At 68.3% G+C, this 22,287-nt stretch carries 18 protein-coding genes and 1 pseudogene; 3 read left to right on the forward strand and 16 right to left on the reverse strand.

Translation table 11 applies throughout. The annotated features are described in order from the left end of the window. The first annotated feature begins 369 nt into the window (after positions 1-369). On the forward strand, positions 370-1,449 hold the full coding sequence (locus tag PT015_RS17155) for a MinD/ParA family ATP-binding protein (protein ID WP_285186038.1): 1,080 nt from the start codon (positions 370-372) through the stop codon (positions 1,447-1,449). On the opposite strand, the gene sigI is transcribed toward PT015_RS17155, so the two are convergent. Continuing rightward, positions 1,446-2,294, reverse strand: coding sequence for an RNA polymerase sigma factor SigI (gene sigI, locus PT015_RS17160; RefSeq protein ID WP_285186039.1), 849 nt, complete (start codon positions 2,292-2,294; stop codon positions 1,446-1,448). The two genes, PT015_RS17155 and sigI, sit on opposite strands and share 4 nt — an antisense overlap. A 105-nt stretch (positions 2,295-2,399) precedes the next feature. Here sigI and PT015_RS17165 point away from each other — a divergent pair, with 105 nt between their 5' ends. Beyond that, positions 2,400-3,233 carry an NmrA family NAD(P)-binding protein gene (locus PT015_RS17165; RefSeq protein ID WP_285186040.1) on the forward strand — a complete coding sequence of 278 codons (834 nt, stop codon included), beginning with the start codon at positions 2,400-2,402 and terminating at the stop codon, positions 3,231-3,233. 8 nt (positions 3,234-3,241) lie between these two features. Beyond that, positions 3,242-3,694 (forward strand): nitroreductase family deazaflavin-dependent oxidoreductase, encoded by a 453-nt coding sequence (locus PT015_RS17170; RefSeq protein ID WP_285186041.1) that lies wholly within the window; start codon positions 3,242-3,244, stop codon positions 3,692-3,694. On the opposite strand, the gene eccA is transcribed toward PT015_RS17170, so the two are convergent. From eccA to PT015_RS24640, 15 genes and pseudogenes are all read right to left on the reverse strand, one after another. Continuing rightward, a complete protein-coding gene (eccA, locus tag PT015_RS17175; RefSeq protein WP_285186043.1) occupies positions 3,685-5,532 on the reverse strand; it encodes a type VII secretion AAA-ATPase EccA in 1,848 nt (615 codons plus the stop codon). The two genes, PT015_RS17170 and eccA, sit on opposite strands and share 10 nt — an antisense overlap. Positions 5,533-5,545: 13 nt before the next feature. Next, positions 5,546-7,078 carry a type VII secretion protein EccE gene (eccE, locus tag PT015_RS17180; RefSeq protein WP_285186044.1) on the reverse strand — a complete coding sequence of 511 codons (1,533 nt, stop codon included), beginning with the start codon at positions 7,076-7,078 and terminating at the stop codon, positions 5,546-5,548. Beyond that, complete coding sequence (gene mycP / locus PT015_RS17185) at positions 7,075-8,724, reverse strand: type VII secretion-associated serine protease mycosin (RefSeq protein WP_390887843.1); 1,650 nt, start codon at positions 8,722-8,724, stop codon at positions 7,075-7,077. Before mycP ends, eccE begins: the two co-directional genes overlap by 4 nt. Beyond that, entirely contained in the window at positions 8,721-10,202 is a 1,482-nt protein-coding gene (eccD, locus tag PT015_RS17190) for a type VII secretion integral membrane protein EccD (RefSeq protein WP_313824598.1), read from the reverse strand. Before eccD ends, mycP begins: the two co-directional genes overlap by 4 nt. Beyond that, positions 10,202-11,230 (reverse strand): MinD/ParA family ATP-binding protein, encoded by a 1,029-nt coding sequence (locus PT015_RS17195; RefSeq protein WP_285186046.1) that lies wholly within the window; start codon positions 11,228-11,230, stop codon positions 10,202-10,204. Before PT015_RS17195 ends, eccD begins: the two co-directional genes overlap by 1 nt. 35 nt (positions 11,231-11,265) lie before the next feature. Continuing rightward, on the reverse strand, positions 11,266-12,102 hold the full coding sequence (locus tag PT015_RS17200; RefSeq protein WP_285186047.1) for an ESX secretion-associated protein EspG: 837 nt from the start codon (positions 12,100-12,102) through the stop codon (positions 11,266-11,268). Positions 12,103-12,169: 67 nt separating this feature from the next. Continuing rightward, entirely contained in the window at positions 12,170-12,457 is a 288-nt protein-coding gene (locus PT015_RS17205; protein WP_285186048.1) for a hypothetical protein, read from the reverse strand. A gap of 60 nt (positions 12,458-12,517) precedes the next feature. After that, a complete protein-coding gene (locus tag PT015_RS17210) occupies positions 12,518-12,835 on the reverse strand; it encodes a hypothetical protein (RefSeq protein ID WP_285186049.1) in 318 nt (105 codons plus the stop codon). Between the two features lie 145 nt (positions 12,836-12,980). Continuing rightward, the gene (locus tag PT015_RS17215) at positions 12,981-14,195 is read right to left on the reverse strand and encodes a PPE domain-containing protein (RefSeq protein ID WP_285186050.1); all 1,215 of its coding nucleotides are present in this window, start codon (positions 14,193-14,195) and stop codon (positions 12,981-12,983) included. Positions 14,196-14,204: 9 nt separating this feature from the next. Continuing rightward, positions 14,205-14,519, reverse strand: coding sequence for a PE family protein (locus PT015_RS17220; protein WP_285186051.1), 315 nt, complete (start codon positions 14,517-14,519; stop codon positions 14,205-14,207). Positions 14,520-14,613: 94 nt separating this feature from the next. Then, on the reverse strand, positions 14,614-18,699 hold the full coding sequence (eccCa, locus tag PT015_RS17225; RefSeq protein ID WP_285186052.1) for a type VII secretion protein EccCa: 4,086 nt from the start codon (positions 18,697-18,699) through the stop codon (positions 14,614-14,616). Positions 18,700-18,701: 2 nt separating this feature from the next. After that, on the reverse strand, positions 18,702-20,195 hold the full coding sequence (gene eccB, locus PT015_RS17230; protein ID WP_285186054.1) for a type VII secretion protein EccB: 1,494 nt from the start codon (positions 20,193-20,195) through the stop codon (positions 18,702-18,704). A gap of 39 nt (positions 20,196-20,234) precedes the next feature. Continuing rightward, a complete protein-coding gene (locus PT015_RS17235; RefSeq protein WP_390887844.1) occupies positions 20,235-20,561 on the reverse strand; it encodes a DUF2710 family protein in 327 nt (108 codons plus the stop codon). Positions 20,562-20,601: 40 nt separating this feature from the next. Then, complete coding sequence (locus PT015_RS17240; RefSeq protein ID WP_390888034.1) at positions 20,602-21,912, reverse strand: DUF5631 domain-containing protein; 1,311 nt, start codon at positions 21,910-21,912, stop codon at positions 20,602-20,604. Further along, positions 21,885-22,218, reverse strand: a pseudogene (locus PT015_RS24640) (hypothetical protein); the annotation flags it as partial. The gene PT015_RS17240 and the pseudogene PT015_RS24640, both read right to left, overlap by 28 nt. Between the last annotated feature and the right edge of the window lie 69 nt (positions 22,219-22,287).

Here is a 22,287-nt window from a genome sequence, read left to right on the forward strand (position 1 = left end):
TGCGGTAACACTGTGCCGCAAAGTATTTGGGCCCGTCGGGCGCGCAGGGGACGCCGCGGCCCGCCCACCGGCCCACGGACCATTCGCCGCGGCAGTTTGCTGTGATTGCGGCCTTGGCTCGTCGCGTCGAGTCAACTGGCTCACAGTGCCGCCTATCCGGCGCCAAAACGCGTGGCAGCGCCCGCTTGGGGGTGCCGCCGGCGTGTCCCGCCGCCCGGCCCCGGCGCCGGCCGGAAAGTTGCCCGGAATTTTTCCGGGTCTGCTCCCGGCGCGGGGCGGGGACCTGCGCAATCAATGCGCACGGTCGCGGCGGCTCTACGATGCAGTCATGAGCTTGGGTAGGCGGCACACGTCGGCTTCGACGGCGTCATGACCGAGCAAGACGACTTCCTGCGCGATCGGCAACGGTCGGCGCCCCCGTCCAACCCCGGACAGTGGCCGCCCCGCCAGGCGCCCCAGCAGCAGCCCGCTCCCCCGCCTGCGGCACCGCCCGCCACACCACCGGCCCAGCAGTCCTGGAACACCGTCGACTTTTCGGCGGCCGAACAGACGCCGCGCGGGCCCGGTCCCAGGTACGGCTGGCAGCGACTCGTCTTCAAAGCGACGTTCGGGCTGGTCAACCCCGGTCCGTCCGCCATCGAGAAGCAAGACGCCGCCAACGAGGCCACCGTTGCCGCAACCCTGCGCGGCAATTACAAGGTCGGCGTGCTGGGGAAGGGCGGAGTCGGCAAGACGACCGTGGCCGCCAGCGTCGGCTCGATCTTCGCGGAACTCCGCCGCCAGGACCGCGTGGTCGCGATCGATGCCGACACCGCCTTCGGCCGCCTTGGCAGCCGGATCGACCCACGAACCCACGGCTCCTACTGGGAGATCGCGGCCGACAAGAACCTGCGCTCGTTCGCCGACGTCAGCAGCCGGGTCGGCAGCAACTCGGCGGGCCTGTACGTGCTGGCCGGCGAGCCGACCGCGGGGCCGCGCCGGGTGCTCGACGCCGCGCTGTACCGCGAGGCCACTTCACGGCTCGATCGGCACTTCACGATCGCGATCATCGACTGCGGCTCCACCATGGACGCACCGGTGACCCAGGAGGCACTCAGCGACCTCGACGCGCTGATCGTGGTCTCCTCGCCGTGGGCCGACGGCGCCGGGGCCGCGGCCCAGACGATGGAGTGGTTGGCCGCGCACGGCCGCAACGGGTTGCTCCGCCGGACCGTGGTCGTGCTCAACGACTCCGACGGCCACTCCGACAAGCGCCACCGCTCGGCGCTGGCCAGCCAGTTCCTCGAGCGCGGTCAGACCGTCGTCGAAGTGCCCTTCGACCCGCACCTGCGGCCCGGCGGCGTCATCGATGTCCGCACGGAGCTCGGGCGCAAGACGCGCCGCAAGTTCCTGGAAGTCTCCGCGGCGATCACCGGGTTCTTCGCGACCAGGCCGGAAGGTCAGCGCTAGCCGCGCGCCGCCGGGTCCGCCGTGGCCTCGATCTTGGTCACCAGCGCGTCGGTGATAGTCAGCACGACGACCGCGAAGAGGCGTCGCTCGTCGAACGCCAGCAACACGGGTTGGCCGGCGGGACCGCTGACCACCGTCGCTCCCGGGCCGAGATAGCGCAGCAGGTTGACCGCGACGTCGTGCGGCCCGTGGTTGATCTGCGGGGGCGGCGCGGGATCGGCCAGGATCGTGCCGACACCCCACACCGTCGGGTCGAGCACCTCGACCAGCGCCTGCAGGTCGCCGTCCGCACAGGCGGTGATGAACTTCTCGGTGACCCGCTGGTGCTCGATCGCCGAGACCTCGCCCGGCTTCGGTTGCGCGAGAGCGATTTTCGCCCGCGCCCGGCGGGCCAGCTGACGGCAGGTGCCCACCGGCCGGCCGACGGTCTCGGCGATCTCGTCGAACGGCACCCCGAACACGTCGTGCAGCACGAACGACACTCGCTCGCCGGGGCTCAGCCGGCCCAGCACCTCGAACAGTGCCGTGCGCACCTCGTCGTCGAGCGTCACCCGCTCCGCCGGACCCGGCCCGGACCGGGCGTGCAGTGCGATCGCCGTCGCGTCGATGTCGCCGGGTCGTTCGTAGCGGGCCCGTGCCGACCGAACCTGATCGAGACACAGCCGGCCCGCCACTACGGTCAGCCAGGCGCGAACATCCCCGATGGCGTCGATGTCGGCCCGCGATAGCCGTAGAAAGGCCTCCTGCGCAACGTCTTCCGCGTCGCCGACGTCGCCGAGCATCTGGTAGGCGAGGTTCACCAGATACGGGCGGTGCCCCCGCCACGCTTGCGCGATATTGCTCATGAGTTCACGACGATCCGGGTGGGCGAAAAGTTACACGGCGCCGTCGTAACTTTCCCATCTGCGGGCCCGTCCTTGTCTGAAAAGCATGTCGATAAGGAGACCATCATGACCATCGTCGTCACCGGTGCGACCGGCAACGTCGGACGCCCACTGGTATCGCTGCTCGCCGCGGCGGGCGCTCGGGTGCGCGCCGTCACGCGCGCACCGCAGACCGCCGGATTTCCCGACGGCGTGGCTGCGGCGGCCTCCGTTTTCGATGCGCTGCCCGGGGCGACCGCCGTGTTCCTCAATTCGCGCGCGTTGGGGGACGACCTCGCCGACGTGGTGGCGGCGGCGCGCCGCAACGGGGTCCGCACCCTGGTCGCACTGTCGGCGATCAACGCCGACGGCGACTTCGACCGGCAGCCGTCGCGGGTGCGCGGCGACCGCAACAAGGAGGTCGAGGAACTCTGCGTCGACTCCGGTCTGGCGTGGGTGAGCCTGCGGCCGTCGGTCTTCGCGACCAACTTCGCCGGCATGTGGGGCGCGCAGATCCGCGCGGGCGACGTCGTCGGTGGGCCGTACGCCGACGCGTCCAGCGCCCCCATCGTCGAGGTCGACATCGCCGCCGTGGCGGCCCGCGCCTTGCTCACCGATGAGTTTGTCGGACAACGGATCCCACTCACCGGGCCGCAGGCGCTGACCAACACCGAGCTGGTCGACGTCATCGGCACCGTCTTGGGTCGCTCGTTGCGTTACCTCGAGGCACCGCCGGCCGTCGTGCGCGAGCGCTTCGTCAGCATCGGCCTGGGTGCGGACTTCGCCGACGCCTACATCGCGATGCAGGCCGCCGCCGTCGGCACGCCGGCGCTGGTCACCCACGACGTCGAGAAGATCACCGGCCGGCCCGCGACGCCGTTTGCGGCATGGGTGTCCGACAACCGCCACCTGTTCGCCTAGGAGACAACGTGTCTGATCCCCGTCCACCGCGTTACCTCAAGCCGATGAACAAGCTGATGATGGCGGTGCAGCGGCTCGGCATTCCGACCGGGCCCGCGATGGTGCTGACCGTGCCCGGGCGCAGGTCGGGCAAGCCGCGCAGCACGCCGATGACGCCGTTTCGCTACGACGGCGGTCTTTACGTTGTCGCCGGCTATCCCGGCGCGGACTGGGCGGCCAACGCCCGGGCCGCCGGCGCCGGCACGCTCAGTCGTGGCCGCCGGTCACGCCCGGTACGCATCGTGGAACTGACTGCCGCACAGGCCCGTCCGATTCTCCGGGCGTTTCCCGCCGAGGTGCCCGTCGGTGTCAGTTTCGCCAAGAGTTCGGGCATGGTGGTCGACGGGACGCCTGAGGAGTTCGAGGCGTTGGCCGGACGCATCGCGGTGTTCCGCTTCGATGCGCTCAGCGGTCAAAGCTGAACCGGCACATGCTTTTCCGCACAGGCGTCGGTGACGGCCGCGACGACATCCTGGGTGCGCAGGGTCTCGAGATCCTCCACCGTCACCGAGCCCTTGTCGGTGCGGTGCTGGGCGGCGACCCGGGAATCGCGCAGCCGCTCGGCCCGCTCGACGACGTTGCGGGCGAACCGTCCGTTCTGCATGACGTCGATGCCGTGCGTACCGTCCGGCGCAAGGTAGGCGCGTAATGTCTTGCAGGCCATGTTCAATGCCTCACGAGCGGCGGGCTCGATGACCGTCGCGCGGGGCTCGCCATAACGGACGGCGATCTCGACCAGCTCGTCGGGCGCATACGAGGCGAACCGAAGCTTGCGGTTGAACCGGCCCGCCAAACCCGGGTTGACGGTGAGGAATTCGTCGACTTCCTTCTCGTATCCCGCGCCGATGAAGCAGAAGTCGAACCGGTGCACCTCGAGCGCGACCAGAAGTTGGTTCACCGCCTCCATGCCGATCATGTCCGGGCGGCCGTCGTGGTGCCGCTCGACCAGGCTGTAGAACTCGTCCATGAACAGGATGCGCCCGAGCGAACGGGCAATCAGCTCATTGGTTTTCGGGCCGGATGCGCCGATGTGCTCGCCACAGAAGTCGGCGCGCTTGACCTCGATGATCTCCGGGTGGCGCACGATGCCCAGGCCGGCGTAGATCTTGCCCAACGCCTCGGCGGTCGTCGTCTTACCGGTACCGGGCGGACCCACGAGCAGCATGTGGTTGGTCTGGTTGGTGACCGGCAGACCGGCCGCCATCCGCAGGGCGCGGACCTCGATCTGGTCCTCGAGTTCGGCCACGGCCCGCTTGACCTCGCTGAGGCCCACCTGGTTGTTCAGCAGCGCGCGGCCCTCGGTCAGCAACTCCTCGCGGCGCTCCTCGTTCTCCTCGTCGCGGCGATCAGACGCCGACCGCTCGGTGGAGACATCCCATTTGTTGCTGCGGGTGTTGATCGTCTCCTCGTCGGTGACCACCAGTTGCAGCTGCTGATCGGCGAGCGCGTCCTTGGCGGGTTCGATGAGGGCGCCGTTGATGGTCGCCTTGGACAGCCAGATCTGGGCCTTGTCCTCTTCGTCGAGCTGACGGTGTGCCATGCCTCGGACGTATGCGAGATCGGCTGCGATCAAAGGGAATTCGTTCGGGTCGATCGCCGTCACCGCGGTGTCGGTCAACTGGTGGCGCCGCGCCTCGGACGCACCGCCGGCGCGCATGTCGACCCGGTCCGCCCAGTCCAGCGCGACGCGGGCCTGACCGAGGTGCGCCGCGGCGTGGGCCGCCAGCGCGTTGGTCGCCGCGGTCACCGCCGACATGATGATGGCCTGCGGTGGCAGGATGGTCGCCGCCACCGAGATCACGTCCGGCCAACGCTGGGTGGCGAACATCAGGTAGGCCCGCACGTACTGCTGCCACTGGTGGTTCTCCCAGGTGTCCAGCAGCGCCGAATCCTTGAGCAGCGCTTCGGCTTTCTCGTACTGACCGTCGTCGACCAGCGCGCTGGCCAGCGCCAGACCCGCGTGCGAAGACTCGGTGACCGAAATGGCCAGGTACGGGCCGGCTTTGATGGACGCGGACAGGCGCACGCCCAGCCGGTTGGTCTCGCGATGCAGCCGGGCGCCGTAGGCGTACAGCTGCTGCAACGAGGCGAGCTCGGTATCACCGGCCGCGATCCGGCCCAGCCAGGCGTCCGCCATCGACGGATCGATCTCGGTGGCCTCGCGAAAACGCACCTGCGCGGCGTCCTCGTCGCCGTCGAACAGGTCCATCGCCTGGTCGAACCGCTTGCGGGCGGCGGCGGTGGTGGTCGCGCTGGTCATTGCGCCGCGCCTCCTATTCCACTGCTTCGAGCTCGGATGTCCTCAGGTTCGTCGGCTCCGACGAGATGTAACGATTCTCGGCGCGGAACAACTCGACCTCAACCGTATGCAGTTGACCGGCCGCAGTCACATCGACGGTCGCCGGGCCGATCTGGGTGATGAGCACATCGGCCGATCCGCGATAGGGCGTGCCCGGTTCGCCGATCGAGATCAGGGTGTTCGGCCGCGGCGCCGGAGTGATGGTGCCGTCGACCACGCTGACCGTGGTGCCGGCCATCGGCCGGACCTGCGGGCCGACCGCGATGTCGGGCATCCGCACGCTGGCCCAGCGCTGCTGGTCGCGGGTGTGCACGGTGACCCGCTCGCCGGCTCCGGCCAGCCGCACCACGATGCGTTTGGCGAGCGCGTCCTGCGCGGCGATGTGCACCCGGCTGAACTCGCCCGGGTCGTCCAGCGGCAGCGTCAACCGGTTACCGGCGTCGACCTTGCCCAGCAGCACGCCGGACGGCCCGATCGGGATCACCAGCGGTGTCGTCAGCACGCCGCGGCGCAGGCCGTGCAGCACCGGCATCGGCCCGCAGAGGTTCGCGGCGATCGCGCGAGCCTGCTCCCCCGGCAGCGTCTTGAGGATCACGCTCGGCGGCGCGGTCGGCGGCTGCGCGGTGCGCACGGTGACCGTGGCGGTCATGCTGCCGTCGCCGAAAACCGTGATGTTCTGGATGATTCCGTCGGCCCGCAGCGCCCACGCATGCTCGAGGCTCTCCGCGGTGATGTCGTTCGGCCGGTACCAGTACGACGTCAGCCAGCCGCCCTCGCCGCGCGCGGTCCGCCAGCGCTGGTGGTGGGCGTTGAGCGCCGTCGACCCCAGCCGGCGTTCCAGCTCGACGATGTCGGTGGCGGTCGCGACCTTGGCACGGATGCCGTGCTGCCGCAACGCCGCGGCAATGCGCTGCGCGGCGGCCAGCGTCGCGGTGCCCACCGAGGTACGCCATTGCAGCGCACCGGCATTGGGCAGTCCGAGGATCCGCACGATCAGCCAGGTCTCGCGCTGGCCGGCGTAGGGCGGTGTACCGATCAGCGTGTCGTACACCCGCGGGTAGTCACCGCTGCTGCGGCGCCGGGCGCCGACGGTGACCACGCTGATCGATTCGACGGACAGGCCGAGGCTTTGATGCAGCAGCGGCAGCAACTCGGCGACGTCGACGGTGTTCTCGGTGAAGGTCGCCGTCGAGCCGGTGAACAGCGTCGGCCGGTGCGCCTTGCCGAGCAGTTGCACCGCCACCACCGCGACGCCGTCCTGGTAACGGACGCCACCACCGGATCGGTCGTTGGCCACGGTGATCGGCTCGCTGAGCGTGATGGCCCGCTTGCGCTGCCGCCACAGCATCAGCCACGACCAGGCGGGCTGGCGCCACCACCGGATGACTCCGGCCGCGATGCCGATCACCACACCGCCCGCGGCGCCGGGGTATCCGCCGAACGTCCAGCCGATCAGGCCGAGGGCGAAGATTCCGACGATGATCGCCAGCCGGATGGTAGCCGTCATCGCTCGCGCCGAGCCCGCGCGACAAGAGAGGCGATCAGCGCCGCAGCGACCACCAGACCGGCGAACACCACGGCGACGGTGCGGGCCCGGTGGTCCGGCGGGGGCGGTGGCGCGGCCGGCACGATGACGCGGCTTTGCGAGCCGGGTGCCAGACGGTCGCCTGGTGGCACGTTGAAGGTCAGCGCCGCAACCGGATCGACGACGCCATAGCCGACCTGGTTGTCCACGCCGCGCGGCGGGTTGTGCGCCGTCTGCAGGATGCGATTGACGATCTGGTGCGCCGTCAGAGCCGGGTACTTGGCCCGCACCAGGGCGGCGACGCCGCTGACGTAGGCCGCCGAGAAGCTGGTCCCCCAGAACGGGTTGTTCTTCTCACCGGGGTGCAGCGGCGGGTAGGCGTTGACCGGCAGACCGGTCTGTGGCGAGAGGCCGATGATGCCGACGCCGGGTGCGGCGGCGGCCACCCACGGCCCGGAGAGGCTCTTGCTCACCGGCGCGCCGGTGTTGTCGACGGCGCCGACGGAGAGCACGTAGTCGGAGAACCACGACGGTGACGAGACGGTTTTGACCTGGTGCCAGTCGCGCGGGTCGGCGGTGTCGAGCGGATCGAAGCCGGGGTTCTGGGCGCACTCATCCTCGCCCTCGTTGCCGGCGGCGGCGACGATCACGGCGTCCTTCACCGTCGCCGCGTACCAGACGGCGGCCCCAATCGCGCTCTGGTCCAACGGATCCGCCGCCGACAGGCAGGCGGTGACGCTGATGTTGATCACCTTGGCACCCATGTTGGCCGCGTGCACGATGGCACTGGCCAGGGTCGCGATGGTGCCGGCCTTCTTGCGGGCTTGAGTGTCACCGCCGCCCATGCGCTCGAGTTCGTAGGCTCGCGAGGACTGGCGGATGGAGATGATCCGCGCGTGCGGCGCGACGCCGGCGACGCCGTCGGGTGCGCCGGGCGGCAGGCCCGGTACCTCGGGGTCGTCCGGTGCGCTAGGCGCCGGGTCGCCGGGTCCGTTCGACGGCTCGTCGCCCGGGGGCGGCGGAGGTGGCGGTGCGGCGGGCTTGGTCTCGGTGATCGTCACGGCCGGCGGGGGTGCGGGCGGCGCGATCGGCGGGGGCGGGCCACCCGGCGGCGGTGGTGCGGCGATCGCCGGCGGCGGGCCGGCGGGCGGCGGGAACGCCGGGACCGACGGCATCGCTGCGGGCATCGGAATGCCTTGCGGCGCAGCGGCGATCAGCGATGCGACAACGGTGCCGTGCGAGTCGCAGTCCATCAACCCGTCGCCGCTCATGATGTAGTCGCCGCCGGGGATAACGGGCAGTCGCGGAAAGGGGTTGACGCCCGTGTCGATCACCGCGACGGGCACGCCGTTGCCGGTGGAGTACTGCCACGCCTTGGCGATGTTGAGCAGCGTGAAACCGGGCGCGGTGACGGCGACATTCGGGTCGGCGACGGTGATCGTGCGCGCGCAGATGTTGCTCTGTCGCATCGGCGCCTCCGGGCCCGGCTTGCCGTCCGGCGGAACCCGGGCCGGGTCGACGGCTGGCGGTGGAATCGCTTGCGCCGCAGGCAAAGTCGTGGGCACGCCGACCAGCAGGCCGACCATGGTCAGGGCGGAGACCCGCCGCGCGATCGTGGCCGGCCTCATCGCATGCGCACCCAGTTGAACAGCCCACCGATCCATGCGGCCAGCGGCAGAGCGGCGATGATCGCCGCGATCTCGAGCCACTCGGCGATCATCCGGACCAGCGGGGTGAACCGGGTGATCGGCACCAGCAGCGCCGCCACCAGCCCGGCCGCACCGAACCCGGCGAGGATCAACGCGCCCCACAGCACCGCGTCGGACGCGGCCGCCGGGGCGTGCCAGGCGTACTTGATCACCCCGACACAGGTGGCCGCGGCGGCGCCGACGACCAGGGCGACGGCCTGTCGCTTGTCGGCGAACGCGCGCCCCCGGCTGATGAAGATCAGGACGAACAGCGCGACCAGGGCCACCGCGTAGCCGCTGCGGTGCTGGCCGGGCATCAACGTGGCCCACACCGCCGCGGGCAGCGCGATGCTCGCGCCGATGCAGATGCCGGTGAGCACGTTGTTGGCACGGACCGCCGAGGCGGCGATCTGGGCGCCGCGCGGGGTGGTGTCCGGGCTCAACTCCTCTTCGGCGGCCTCCTCCACCGGCGACACCGCGTCGACCGGGAGACCGGCGCTGCGCCGGAACAGGTCGCGCCCGGTCACCGAACCGAAGTACGGCGGGCGGATCCGCGCCGACCAGAGAGCGATGGTCGGGGCCAGGGTCAGCAGAAACAGCAGCACGACCAGCGTGGACATGCCGAGCCACTGCGCCGGGACCGGCCGCCACATCCGGGCCGCGGCGATCACTCCCCCGAGCCCGCACAGCGTCACCGCCGTCGCGGCGATGTTGACGAAGCGTCCCGTGAAGACAGCGACCGCGGAGGTCAGCATCGCCGCGGCCAGCGCCGCGATGAACAGGTGGGCCGCCCCGACCGGGCCCGGCGCGGCGGCGCCCAGGCTGACCGACAGCAGGGGCACCGAGATCCAGGCGAAGCCGCCGATCAGGTCCGTGCGAAGGGGCCACCAGCGTGCGGCGACCGCGGCGGCGCCGATGACCAGCATGCCCAGCACACCAGTCACGATGGCCGGTGCCATCGAGTCGCTCGCGGCCCGGGTCCGTAGGGCCAGGGCCAGCACCGCTGCCGAGATCATCGCCAGGATCGCCAGCGACGTGTGGGCGGCGGTGGCTGCCGTCACCGGCTCGAACAGCCGCTTTCCGACCCGGGCCAGACCGGTCGACAACGACTCGTATTGCGGCTCGAAGGAATCGCCCTCGACCGCGGGCACCAGCACCAGCGTGGCGCCATCTTCGACGCCGAGTTCGTCGAGCGTCTTGGTGACGTCGAGGCGCACGCCGTTGGCTTTGTGCAGTTCGTAGCCGATGCCGGATTCCAGTCCGGTGAGGCCGCGGCGTTTGAGCTCGTCGTTGAGCAATTCGACGATGTTGTCGACGAAGACCTCGACCGGCACGGAGGCCGGATACACCTGTGAGACAAGGTGTTCGCCACATACCACTGCAACTGCGCAGCGCGCAGGGAATGCGACCTTCGCCATTACCGCGGCCTGTCGGCGTCCGGAACGTATTTGTCCGCCAATGCCGCGGTGATCTCGAATAGCCGGAGCCGCGTCTTCTTCTGCAATTCGTGGCGAGTATCGATGATTCCGCCCTTGGCCAAATGCTGATCGAAAGGCATGAATTCGACCGTCGCGCCGGACTGCCCGAATCGTTCGGTCAGATATGCCAGTGCATCGGAGTCGTATTTGTCGCGGCTGTCATTCAAAATGACCATGCTGCGTGAGACCAATTCGTGGTAGCCCATCGACCGCAACAGGTCGATCGCGCGGGTCACCGGCAGCGAGGTATCGGCGGTCAGACCCGAGACGAAGACCAACGTGTCGCACGCGTCGAACACCGCCTTCATCACCGGGTGCTCGAGGTCGTCGGAGGTGTCGACGACGATCACGTTGTGCGTGCGGCGCAGCCGCGACAACACACCCGCGAACATCGACGGGACCAACGGCCGCGGCTGATCCGACGCACGGTTTCCAGCCAGCACGTCGAGCCCTAAGCTGTTCTGCCCCAGGTGTTCCCGGATGTCAGCGTAGCCCTGTACATCGGTGTCGTTCAGGACAGCCGAGTAGTCGCCCGGCGGGGACTCGTCGATCCGGCCGGCCAACGTGCCGAATCCGGGGGCCGCGTCGATAGCCACCACGTTCTCGGGGCGGCACTCGCGGAACACCGCGCCGATGCACGCCGTCATCGTGGTCTTGCCGACCCCGCCCTTGCCGGACACCACTCCTACGACGTACTGCTTGCGGATGTGGCGGCGGATGCGGCCCTGCAATTCACGGTAATGCCGCTCGGCCGGTGACTCACCGAGATTAATTGTCTGAAATGACGCAGAATATATGAATTTGCGCCACCCGGAACCCGGTGGAATTTTGCGCGCCCTGACCATATCGGAGATGCGTAGCGTTTCCGATACGGAGTCGGGGTGCTGAGAACGCGAACCGGCAGAAGATCTTTGCGATTGACGGCCTTGTTCCGGTGAATTTGGTGCCGCGTTCCACGGATTTGTCACGATGCCGATGCTAACACGCTAGTGAAGACCTTCACTTACACTACCTTTCGGTATGAAAACCATTCATCATTGGCGGGCAGTCGGCGCATCATCCGGTTAACCGCCTCGGTGATGTTGCTCGCGCTGCCCGGCGCGAGGATCATCCACTGCTTGCCTGCCGACATCTCGTGCTCGGCAACGATCCGCCCCTCGGGGGTGTCGATGATCGTGACCGCGCCCGGTTCGACCTGAGTGCGGGTCGGGCCGGCGAGCGCCAGCCCGGATTGCAGCGCGACGATCCCCGCCTGCGCCGACCGCGCGGGATCGGCGGCCATCTTGAGGATCTGATGCTGGTCGGTGTCCAGCCGCTGGCTGATCAGGAACGCCTCCAGCGCCTGAGGATTCGTCGCCTTCTCTTTGAGTGCGTCGACGTCGAGGGTCACCGGCCGCAGCGGCGCCGGGGCGTTGGTACCGCAGAGTCGCTCGATCTGGGCGCGGATCACCGCGTTCGCCGAACCCTCGGCGGTCGAGGTACCGGCGCCGGAGACGCGGATCAAGTCCTCGGAGCGCTCCATGACGACCCACCACTCGGCGAAGCGCGCCAGCAGCGCGCCGGTGAGCGCCTGCCCGTTGTCCGGGGTGCGCACGTTGAACATCAGGGCGACGTCGCGCCGTGACAGCACGGTCAGCCATTCGACGACGTTGTGGTCGACGGTCCCCTCGTCGTCGATCACGCCCGCGGCCCGCAGGTCCGCCGCCACCGGGTCGGCCAGCGCGGCTTCCTTGCTTTCTGCGCTCGGCCGGATGGCGCGCAGCCCCAATTCCGGTGCGAGGGTTTCGATTCCGGTGAGAATCTGCAGAACCCACAAGCCATCGACAGTGGTGGTCAGCACGAAACGTCCCTATGAGATGCCACTGGGGCGCAAGCTTTCGCGTGCGCCCCAGCTTGGCTTGGTTTGATTAGCCCGCGCCGAGCGAGGCGTCGAGCATCACGGCGTCGTTGGTGATCGAGTTCAGCACTTGACCGTGCACGCCGACCGTCTCGGCCAGGTGCAGCAACGGCTGCTCGATCTGCATCATGTTTTCCCGGTATGTCGCGTGGTACGTACCGTGCATGTGTTCGGCCAGCATGTTGTTGATGCTCACCAGATCGGTTTGGGCCTCCTGCAGGGCGGCCGATGCTGAGGCCAGCGTTCCGGTGCCCTCCATGATCACGTCGGGTCTGTAGGTGATGAATTCCGGGTGCATAGTTCTGTCTCCTGATTCTTGCGGGATATAGCTGAGTTAGTTGGCGACGAACCTGACGGCCTACAGCGGCGAGATCGCCGACATCTGATTCTTGGCGTCCTGGTCGTGCGAGACGAATTGGTTGACCGCGATACCGAGCGAGTGGGCCAGGTGCGTGCATCCGGTGATGACCCGGGTGAGGTCGTTGTTGATCTCGATCGCCTTGGTGTGCGACATCATGGCGGCGTCACCCGAGTGCCCGCCGCTCATCACCATTTCTTCGATCGCGTGCAGACCCTGGGTCGCGGCCATGGTCGCGTGCTCCATCAGGGAGTCGATCTTCTGCTTCACCTGCATGGCCAGTTCGGGCGGAATTCTCGGTCCGGATACGTTGCTCATTCACCTCTCCTTTGGTCTCGCCTACCCCATCCCCGGGGTGGGGCATGGGCAAAAGTCTAAGCGCTATTCGGGATGTGTCACTTCAGCTTTTTTGCTGCTGTATATAGCGCGCAATTGTCACATCTGTCCCAGTTGTGTCGAATTGTTAAAGATCTGTACGTTGTGCGTCCGGGTGATCCGAATTCACGACGATGCGCGCGTGGGTGATGTCCTCTTTTTTGTCGCCCGAGGCGTTGTCACCGCGGCCGAGCATGCCGGCCGGCGACATCGGCATGGCCTGCCCGCCCGCGCGGGCGGTCGGGCTGCGCAGATCGGCGGCGTTGAGCACCCCGGCCTTGCCGGTCGGTCGTCCGGCCGTCTCCGGCTCGAAGGTGCTGGCCGGCGAGGTGAAGCTGGTCAGGCTGGCCGCGCTGGAACTCAGGCCGCCCATCCCGGCGCCACCGGCACCCAGGCCGCCCGCCGCAGCGCCGCCGCCGCCGAGGGGGGCACCCATCGCGGCCAGGCTGGCCGCCCCGGGGGCACCGGCACCGGCACCCGCGCCGGTGAACATGCCCATCAGGCTCTGCAGCGGACCGAGTCCGCTCTGGAAACCTTGCGTAGCGCCCTGCGACATGCCTTGGAACGCCTGCATCGGCATCGAGATCATCTGCTGGCCCGTTCCGAGCACGGACGATAGTTGACTGGAGGCCTCCGACGGCGCCGCTCCGGCCGAACTGGCCAGCTGAGTACCGCCCGTCGTCGTCGCCTGCGCGGCGTTGGTTCCGGCCGTCTGACCGGCCTGCGCCGCGAGACTGGCCGCCGCGCCCATGCCGACCGGGGCCACCTCCGCGAAAGCCGGCGGCGGAATCGCCGCGGCAGCCGCGATCGCGCCCAGCGTGGTGGCATACAGCAGCCCGACGCTGGAGTTCTGCGGCCAGAAGTCGCCGAAGTACTCCAGGTCTTGAGACGTGATGCCGGGGAAGTTCTGGCCGAACCAGTTGGTCGCGCAGAGCACACCCCAGAGGTCACGGTTCGCGGTGCAGGCCACCGACGGGATGACCGACGGGGCCGCCATCGTGTACGCATCCACCGCGGACTGGGCCAGCAAGACGTGCTTGGCGCAGTGGCCGGCCAGCGGCTCGAGGCCGCCCATGTTGAGGGTCGTGCCTCGGGCGACGTTGGCGGCGCCGGCCACGCCGGTCCAGACGTCGGCGGTGCTGGTCATGTTGGCGGCCGACGCCGCCATACCCATCTGATGGCTCGCCGCCTCGGTGGCCATGACGGCCGCATAGGCGACGATGGACTCCGGGCCCGGGCCGGCCTCGAAGATCGCCGCGACGATCTCGGGCGGCGCCGCGACCCACCTGGGGTCGATTGGCATACCGAGTGCTTAGAAAGAGAACTGCGCGGCGCTGATCAGCTCTTGAAGCACGTAGCTGACCGACGACAGGCTCTGACCGGCCGAGTAGATGCCGCGCTCGCCGAAGTGCGCTCCCGCGGTTCCCAGGTAGGCGCCGCCAGCGCCGGCCATCGCCGTCGCGAACGCGACGTCATCCGCGGAGCCGGCCATCGGAACGACGCCGGTCAGCGCCGCCGACCCGGCCGCGGTGGTGGCCGCCATCTGACCGGTGATGGCCGCCTCGGTCAGAGACGACAGGTTCACCGCTGCGGGGTTCACATTGAACATCGACATGTTCTCTCCCATGTTCTGCTCCGCAGAACCTCCCTGCGGAATTTCTTGAGTCTAAGGTCTTTTTCTCAACCGTGTGTACGCCAATTGTGCGGCGCATTAAGCCTGGCTATTCGTAGGCCTCCGGGCTTCCGACCAGCACTCCCTCGATTTCGCCCTCGGTCGTCACCATCAGCCCGCGGCCGGGGGGTAGTTGTTGCGCACTGATCCGGGTGTACACCTTGACCGTCGCCGGGTCGTTGTCCATGAACAGCGTGGGCGACCGCGACCCGGTCATCTTCTGCAGGAACGGGTTCATCACGACCTGACCGGCCCAGTTGCCGGGCAGCCGGGCGGCGATGACGTGCAGCCCGATCTGGCGGCTGCGCTCGATCAACGGCCACAGCGGCGCCGTCGCAGCCGGCTTCATCACCTGGTTGTGCCCTCTGAGTTCATGCTCGTCGTCGATCAGGACGAACTGTCGCGGCCCCTCCCAGGCCTTGAGATTCAGCAGTTCCTCCTGCGTCAGACCCGACGGTGGCAGGCGATCGCGCAGCTCGTTCGCCAGCTCGCCGATCACCGCATCGACGTCCTCCGCGGTGTAGGCGTAGGCACGGACGTGCGGGCCGCGGATCTTGCCGATCAGCGTGGTCTTCGGGTCGATCACGGTGATCTGCGCCTGCTCCGGCGTGAATCGCTGCGTGATCGCCTGCCCGATGGCGGCCAGCGTCGTGGTCTTCCCGCACAGCTGGCGGCCCATCACCAGCATGTTGGGCACCGCCCGCATCGGCAGCGCCACCGGCTGCAGCGCGCTCTCCCCGATCGCGAACGGGAGGTTCAGCGGATCGGTTGCCTCGGGCGTCCGCTCGTAGGCCTCGATGATCTGGGTCAGCGCCACCTGCTCGGGCAGGCGGGACAGCGTGTCCACCTTGTCGGCGCCGGTGACCGCGGCGATCACCGCACCGATGCCGCGCGCGGCTACCCGCTCACTCTCGGTCCCGGTGATCTCCGGGACGCCGACGAGCATCTCGTGCCCGTCGCGGGTCAGACCGAATCCCGGTCGGTCCAACGTGTTTCGCGCGGCCTTGCGCCGCTCCGTCGAGGTGCCCATCTGCGACTCGTCCGGGTTGCTCAACCGCAACTGGATGCGCGCGTTCGACACGTTCAGCAGCCCCTGCTTCTGGCCGACAAACCAGCCGTTGGCGCTCGTCATCACATGGACGCCGTACGAAAGGCCTTGGCGCGCAATCGCCATCGCGCGATCGCCCATCGTGAAGTCCTTCTCGTAGAGATCGCCGTAGTTGTCGACGATGAGGAACACGTCGCCGAACTTGTCCTCCGGGTCGGTGCCACCCCCGCCGGCCGCGCCGAACCGTCGCTCACGAAACTCCGAGATGTCGATCTGGTAGTGCTTGAACGACGCCTCTCGCGCACGGATAAGTCCCTCGATGGTGGCGATCGTCCGCGAGACGCCTTCGGTGTCGTTCAGGCTGACGACGCCGGCCACGTGCGGGATCTCCTCCACCGGATACAGCGACGCACCGATGCAGAAGAACGTCACGCGTTCCGGGCGATACATCAACGCCGCGGACGTCATCAGCGTCATCAGCGTGGTGCTCTTGCCGCGCTGGGCGGTGCCGACGACCATGATGTTGTCCATCTCGGCGTCGATCACGTGTACCTGCTGCGTGTGGTCCTCGGGGATGTCGACGATCCCGATCGGGAACGTGAGCCCCGGGTTCTGGCCGTAGTCGACGTGCCACGGCTTACCCCGCCAGTAGCTGACCAGCGCATCGGCCGGTTCGCTGATTTCCAGTGGGGGCAGCCAGATTTGGTGCGGCAGCCGGGCCGAGTTGGAGATCAGCGAATCGCGGATGACGTCGAGCAGCTTTTTCTTGCGAAAGCCGTCGGAGTGGAACAGGAACTCGTCCGGTTCCTCGGGCTCGTCGGCCACCGCGAGCGCAGCGGTGTCCTCGACGCTGAGCGGCTGGTACTCCCACGTGAGCGGGCGGGGCTGGGAGAAGCTGACATCGATCGTGCGGTTGACGTTGACGACCTTCTTCGGCAGCACGAACGGTGCCGACAGATAGAAGCAGCGGAACGGCTCGAGGTCACGCGGGCCGACCTTCATCAGCGCGTAACCGTTCTCTTTCGACGGAAGGTGCAGCGCGGCGTCGCTGCCGATGACGTCGCGGGAGTCCTCGGCCGTCTCCGCACGCAGCGCGACCCGAAAGGCGATGTTGCTCTTCGCTTTACTGAGCGAAGACAGGTCCAGCCGCTGACCGCCAAGGGTGAAGAAGACGTTACAGCCGCGGCCTTCCTGGCCGATGTGGATGACGAGCTGGATCCACTCTTGGTGGTGATGGAACAACTCGAGGTATTCGTCGATGATCACCAGCAGGATGGGCACCGGTTCGAGGTCGCGGCCGGCGAGCCGCATCTCCTCGTATTCGTTGGCGTCACGCGCACCGGCCTCCTTGAAAAGCCGGTAACGCCGGTGGATTTCGCCGTCGATCGCTTTGCGCATCCGCTCGGCCAGGTGGCGCTCGTCCTTGCCGAGGTTCGACAGCGACCCCGCGACGTGCGGCAGGCCCGCAAGGTCCTGCGCGGCGGATTCGAACTTCATGTCGACGAAGATCAGGATGAACGTCTCGGGTGAGTGCGTCAGCGCGATGCCGTTGGCCAGCGACAGGAAGTACTCGGACTTACCCGAACCCGACGTGCCGATCACCACCGAGTGGAAACCGAAGCCGCCGAAGTCTTTCGCGCGGAAGATGACGTACTGCAGTTCACCGCCGGGTTTCACGCCGACCGGCACCATCGCCCATTTCGCGTCGCCGCGGCCGCGGCTCTCGGCCCACAGCCGGTCGACGTCGAGTTGGCGCGGATCGTTGATTCCCAACGCCCGCAACAACTCTCCCGCCTGGCTGTCGGTTTCGGACAACTCCCCCGCGGTCATCGGCGACCACCTGGCCAGGGCGCGCGCGTACCGGTAGGCGGTGCTCTCGGCGAGCATGTCCGCGACCGCGTAGAACGCGTCGCGGTGATAGAGGTGACGCTCCCGCAGGTCGAACCGCTGCTCCTCGTCGGCGAACCCGACTCCGACACCGGGACGGGTTGCCAAGCGCAACACGGTGATTCCGGCCATACCCTTCTGCCCGGTCACGCCCTCCCACTGCTCGGGTGTGCCGATGTTGTCGTCGACGATCACCCAGTGCGGGCCGAGCCGGGTGCCCGCCGACTCCATCGCCGACGGCATCGACGTCGGGCTGGTGCCCACGGGCGGCGTCCAGGGTCCGCGGCCCTTGCGGTGCAGCTCGGCGTCAAGTGCTTCCTCGAGCTCGGTGGGCGAGGCAAACAGCAAGCGGCGCAAGCCACATGCGTCGAACATCTCGTCGTGCTGGTTGTGCGGCAGCCACACCAGCCACGACCACAGCTCCGGATGCCGGGTCACCACCATCAGCTTGACGTCGTTCGGGCTGTGGTAAACCGCCAGCGAGCACAGGATCGACCGCGCCAGGTTGTGCAGCTCGGCGGGCTCGGGCCCGATGAAGCTGAACCCGGGCTTGGACCGCAGGCTCAGCACCTTGCCGATGCCGCGAATCTTGCTCTGCTCCAGGATGAAATCGCGCAGGGCACCGCCGGTGACCGGTTCGAGTTCCTCACCGATCGGCACCTCCGGCCATTGCAGCGAGACCGCCGAGTCGCTGGCCTGCTGGATGCCGATGCCGAGCCGGACATCGAGGAAGTCGGGATCGTCGGGGCGGCGCTCCCACATCCGGGGCCCGCCGATCACGGTGTCCAATTGCTGCGGATCGCCGTGCACGAACAGCTGGCTGCGGCGCTGATCCTGGGCGGCGCGCTGCACCTCTTCACGATCTTCGTCGAGCTGGCGCAGATAGATGCGGCGTTGCTTTTCCTGTTCACCCCACGAGATGCGCCGACCGCGGCCGAACCGACCGCTGAACATCAACGCGCCGAACCCCGCGAGCCCCATCATCGGGAAGAAGCCGGACTGCAGCGATCGGACACCGGAGGTGTACATCACCACGAGCGTGCCGATGATCCCCACCAGCAGCGCGGGCAGCGCGATCATCAGCAGGATGTTGCGCGGTTCGCGTTCCGGCAAGGCCAGCGGCGGAGCGATGGCGACGCGCACCGGCGGCACCGTCGGCGCGGGTTTGCGTGCGCCCCTGACGAATCCACGTTTCGACATCGTTATCCTCCGGCCGCGGCGTTGGGTTCTGGAACGGGCGCGACGGCCCCGCCCCCGGTGACGGTGTCGCGCGCGAGCAGCGCGCTGTCATGGCTGATGGCCGGCCCGGCCGCGAACGTGCGGACGATGGGCCAGGGGGCCTGCACGGCGCTGCCCACGTCGAGCCCGAGCGGCTCAAGGGTCTTGCGGTCCCACTGCACGCCGAACCGAACACCTTGCGGCGACAGCCAATACAGGCTCTCGCGGCTACCCGAGCTGGCAACACCGCTGGTGGTCGCGACGAAGTTGGCCGCACCGGGCAGCACGAGGGCCTGGTCGGCCTCGACGGATTCCGGCGCACGGTCGTCGCGCACCAGGCGCACCAGGCGCTGATCCATTCCGATCGGCACCGGCAGACCGCGGCCGCTGATGATGTTGATCGTGGCCTGCGGGTCGGTGGTCTGCTTCTGCCAACCCACGCACGTCACCGGATTGGCCGCGGTGTCAACGAAATTCAGCTTGCCCGATGGATAGAACCCGACGTTGAGAACGTCGACCGCGGGAATGTGGATCAACTTGTCCGGCGAGATGAGTGTCGGCGTTGCGGAGGCCTGGGCCGTCGCGGTGCGCAGCAGGTCTGCGACGAAGCTGGTGATCTTCTGCACTCCGTCGGGCAGCAACACATAGAAGCCGGTGACGGTGCCGTTGGCGTCGCGCGTCTCCAGCACGGCGCCCACGGGCGACCCGGGGAGCCAGGTCGATGGCGTCCCCAGATCCGGGATCGCCGGAATGATCAGGGGTTCGGTGGCCGGCATCGCGTCGAAGAGCGCATTGGATATCTCGATCGGGTAGGTGAGCCCCGGATCCAATCCCAGGTTGAAGGTGACCGATCGGTCGGCGGGGTCGATCTGCGACCGCTGCCCACCCCACACCACGTAGGTCGCGCCCTTGTGGGTGACCAGGATCGCCTGGTTCCGCTGCATCGGCGCGGCCCGGCCGTCCTTCGCGAGTTCGCCGGCGATCGAGGTCACCAACGGCAACGTCCCGGTGCCCCGGGCGGGCGCGGTGTCGCACACCGACCATGCCGAGACCGAACTCGCGGTGATCGGAAGACTGTCCGGCACACCGGGAATGCCGACGATCGGGCCGGTCGGATACTTGGCGATCTCGGACGCCTTGACCCATGTCGGCGCCGCGTTGGCGCCCACCACCAAGCGCGCCGAGGTCAGATTCAGCGCCGGGTAGAGCCGGCCGTTGACCTTGGCGTAGACGGCCCCGGTGTCGCGGTTGCCGATGATCGAGGACTGCCCAACCAGACCGGCCGGCTTCATCACGTGCAGCAGCGCCATCCAGCCGATGCCGATCAGCACGAACACCATCGACAACGCTACCGCCGCTTGCTGTTTGCGGTCGTCATGCTTCATCCGCACGGAGAACCGGGTGATCGCGGCCTTCAGCCGGCGGTTGTAGAACAGGTGCCCCGAGTTCTGGTCGCGGTTGGAGAGATTGAGTGGCACGTCAGCGTCCTTCTTCGTTGTGCGTCAACCGGTTTCCCGTCACTGCAGGGCTCCGCCGTAGCCGTAGCGGGCCTGGTTCTCCGACTCGGCCTCGTCGCGCAGGGCTGCGACGGCGAGGTTCAACCGGTCGGCGAGCTCCCCATGGCTGTAGCCGGACATCACGCTCGGGTGCAACGACAGGTCGACCAGCCGCCCGTCGGCGTTCGCGACCGCGTGAATGTCGCCGAGATCGACGCTGTAAGTGACCGATTCGGCCTGCCCGACGAGGGCCTCCCACTTGTCAGCGGCGTCGTTCAACTCGCGCAGCACCGACTCCACGAGATCCTTGTCGCTGAGCTGCGCGCGACTACCCGGCCCCGGCATCATGGCAGTATCTCGACCCCTCCGAACAGCGTCAATTCATTCGTCACGGGCCGGCCTTCCATCCGCTGGCCGGCGGTGAACTGAGCAGTTGGAACCAGGCGAAGTGGTAGTTCGCGAGCACGTTGTTCTTGGTGGCGATCCCCTCGGTCGCCGCCAGCAGTAGGCAGTTCAGCAACAACCCCGGGTCGACGTCCGGGTACTGCGCGAGCAGTTGATATCGCGACGTGTCGAGGTAGACGCGCAGGATGTCGATCTCGGCATCGACGATGCCGGTGCCCGCGGCCCCCGCCCTGGCCAACGTGTTGACCATCCGTGGCAGCCCGTCGCGCCAGTGGGTCGCCTCGCCGAGCACCCAGCCGAGATCGTCGACCGGCGGAAGTTCGCGCGGTCGCGACGAGGTGTCGGTGACTTCGTAGTCCATCGCCCACCCGAGCGGGTCGCCCGGCGCGTAGGTGGCCACCAAGGTCGTCTGGCCGAGCAGCGTCGCCGCGGTGCCCTTGCGCCGACCCGGCTCCAGCAGTTGGACGTCGGTGGGCAGCTTCAGGCCGGGCGGTATCCAGCCGTGGGCGAGGTCGGTCACCAGCAGCGTGCTGCCGTCCTCGCGCAGGCCGACCGCCCACCGCAGTCCGGGTTCCTGGCGCGCGACGAACTTGAGCTGCCGCTCCAGCCGGTCGCGATCCGACTCCGACGGCTCGGCGGCCGCGGCGGGTTCGATGACCGGCAGGTGCCGGCTGGCCTCGGCCTCGTCGATCACCGGCTGCGGCGCGGGTGGCGGCGGTTCGATCGGCGGTTGTGTCAGCGGTGCGATCTCCTGCAGCAGCGACGAGAGTTCCTCGAGCACCTCGGTGTCGTCGGAGTCGAACGCGTGCTTGGGGGTCGACTGTTCCGGATCCAGTTGCACGACAGCGGGTTCCGGCTCAGATTCCGGTTCGGCTTCCGGCTCGGGCTCGAGCTCGGTCTCGACATCCGGCTCAGGCTCGTATTCCGGCTCAGGCTCCGGTTCGGGCTCGGATGGCGCGAACTCGGGCGCCGCTGCCGGGACGGCGGCCTCCGCGAGGGGCTCCCACCGCCGCGTCAGCTCCTCTGGTTCGGGCGACTCGAGGGACTCCCAGGGATCGAACGGCTCGTACTTCTGGTGCCTGGCCTCGGCAGGCTCCGGGGCAGGCGGAGCGGGCGCCACTTCGGGCTCCACGATCGGTATTTCAACGGTCGGCTCGGGATCCTGTTTCGGCGGAGCGAGTTTGAATCGCGCCGTTTTCTCCGTCTCGTCGACGCCATTTACCGGGCGGTGCTCCGGCGGCAATTTCGATTTCAAGGAATGGAGGTGCCGAACGGTCGACTCGACCCGGCGCACCGCAAAGGCGCGGGCGTCGTTGATCACTCGCGCTTCTTCCGCCTGCCGGGTCGAATCGACCAGCCCCGCGCAGCGAATGTTCTTGAGTTCCTCGTTCGCCGAATTGACGATTCGTTGGAGGTCGGCCTTCAGATACTTGACGAGCGGGGCGGTCTCGGCCGTCACCATGGACAGTTCCGCAGGCCAGAGGCCTCCCGTGATCCACGGGGTGGCATCGACCGGGGACTTGAACGCCGGGATCTTCAGCGATTCCTGGGCAGCCCTCCGGAGGCGCTGACGCGCCGTATTCCGTCCGAAGATCGCCACCGGCCAAGCGTACCGTCAACGCCGCATCGACAGCCGCGCTGTTTGACGGCCCGCAAAGACGGGTGAATT

The organism is Candidatus Mycobacterium wuenschmannii (assembly GCF_030252325.1).
GTDB lineage: Bacteria > Actinomycetota > Actinomycetes > Mycobacteriales > Mycobacteriaceae > Mycobacterium > Mycobacterium wuenschmannii.

Bases quoted from the DNA above. Each gene is read 5' to 3' on its own strand.
- PT015_RS17215 (WP_285186050.1), bottom strand. From the start codon at position 14,195: ATGCCAATCGACCCCAGGTGGGTCGCGGCGCCGCCCGAGATCGTCGCG.
- PT015_RS17220 (WP_285186051.1), bottom strand. From the start codon at position 14,519: ATGGGAGAGAACATGTCGATGTTCAATGTGAACCCCGCAGCGGTGAAC.
- PT015_RS17165 (WP_285186040.1), top strand. From the start codon at position 2,400: ATGACCATCGTCGTCACCGGTGCGACCGGCAACGTCGGACGCCCACTG.
- eccE (WP_285186044.1), bottom strand. From the start codon at position 7,078: ATGACGGCTACCATCCGGCTGGCGATCATCGTCGGAATCTTCGCCCTC.
- sigI (WP_285186039.1), bottom strand. From the start codon at position 2,294: ATGAGCAATATCGCGCAAGCGTGGCGGGGGCACCGCCCGTATCTGGTG.
- mycP (WP_390887843.1), bottom strand. From the start codon at position 8,724: ATGAGGCCGGCCACGATCGCGCGGCGGGTCTCCGCCCTGACCATGGTC.
- PT015_RS17205 (WP_285186048.1), bottom strand. From the start codon at position 12,457: ATGCACCCGGAATTCATCACCTACAGACCCGACGTGATCATGGAGGGC.
- eccD (WP_313824598.1), bottom strand. From the start codon at position 10,202: ATGGCGAAGGTCGCATTCCCTGCGCGCTGCGCAGTTGCAGTGGTATGT.
- eccA (WP_285186043.1), bottom strand. From the start codon at position 5,532: ATGACCAGCGCGACCACCACCGCCGCCGCCCGCAAGCGGTTCGACCAG.
- PT015_RS17155 (WP_285186038.1), top strand. From the start codon at position 370: ATGACCGAGCAAGACGACTTCCTGCGCGATCGGCAACGGTCGGCGCCC.
- eccCa (WP_285186052.1), bottom strand. From the start codon at position 18,699: ATGTCGAAACGTGGATTCGTCAGGGGCGCACGCAAACCCGCGCCGACG.
- PT015_RS17235 (WP_390887844.1), bottom strand. From the start codon at position 20,561: ATGATGCCGGGGCCGGGTAGTCGCGCGCAGCTCAGCGACAAGGATCTC.
- PT015_RS17210 (WP_285186049.1), bottom strand. From the start codon at position 12,835: ATGAGCAACGTATCCGGACCGAGAATTCCGCCCGAACTGGCCATGCAG.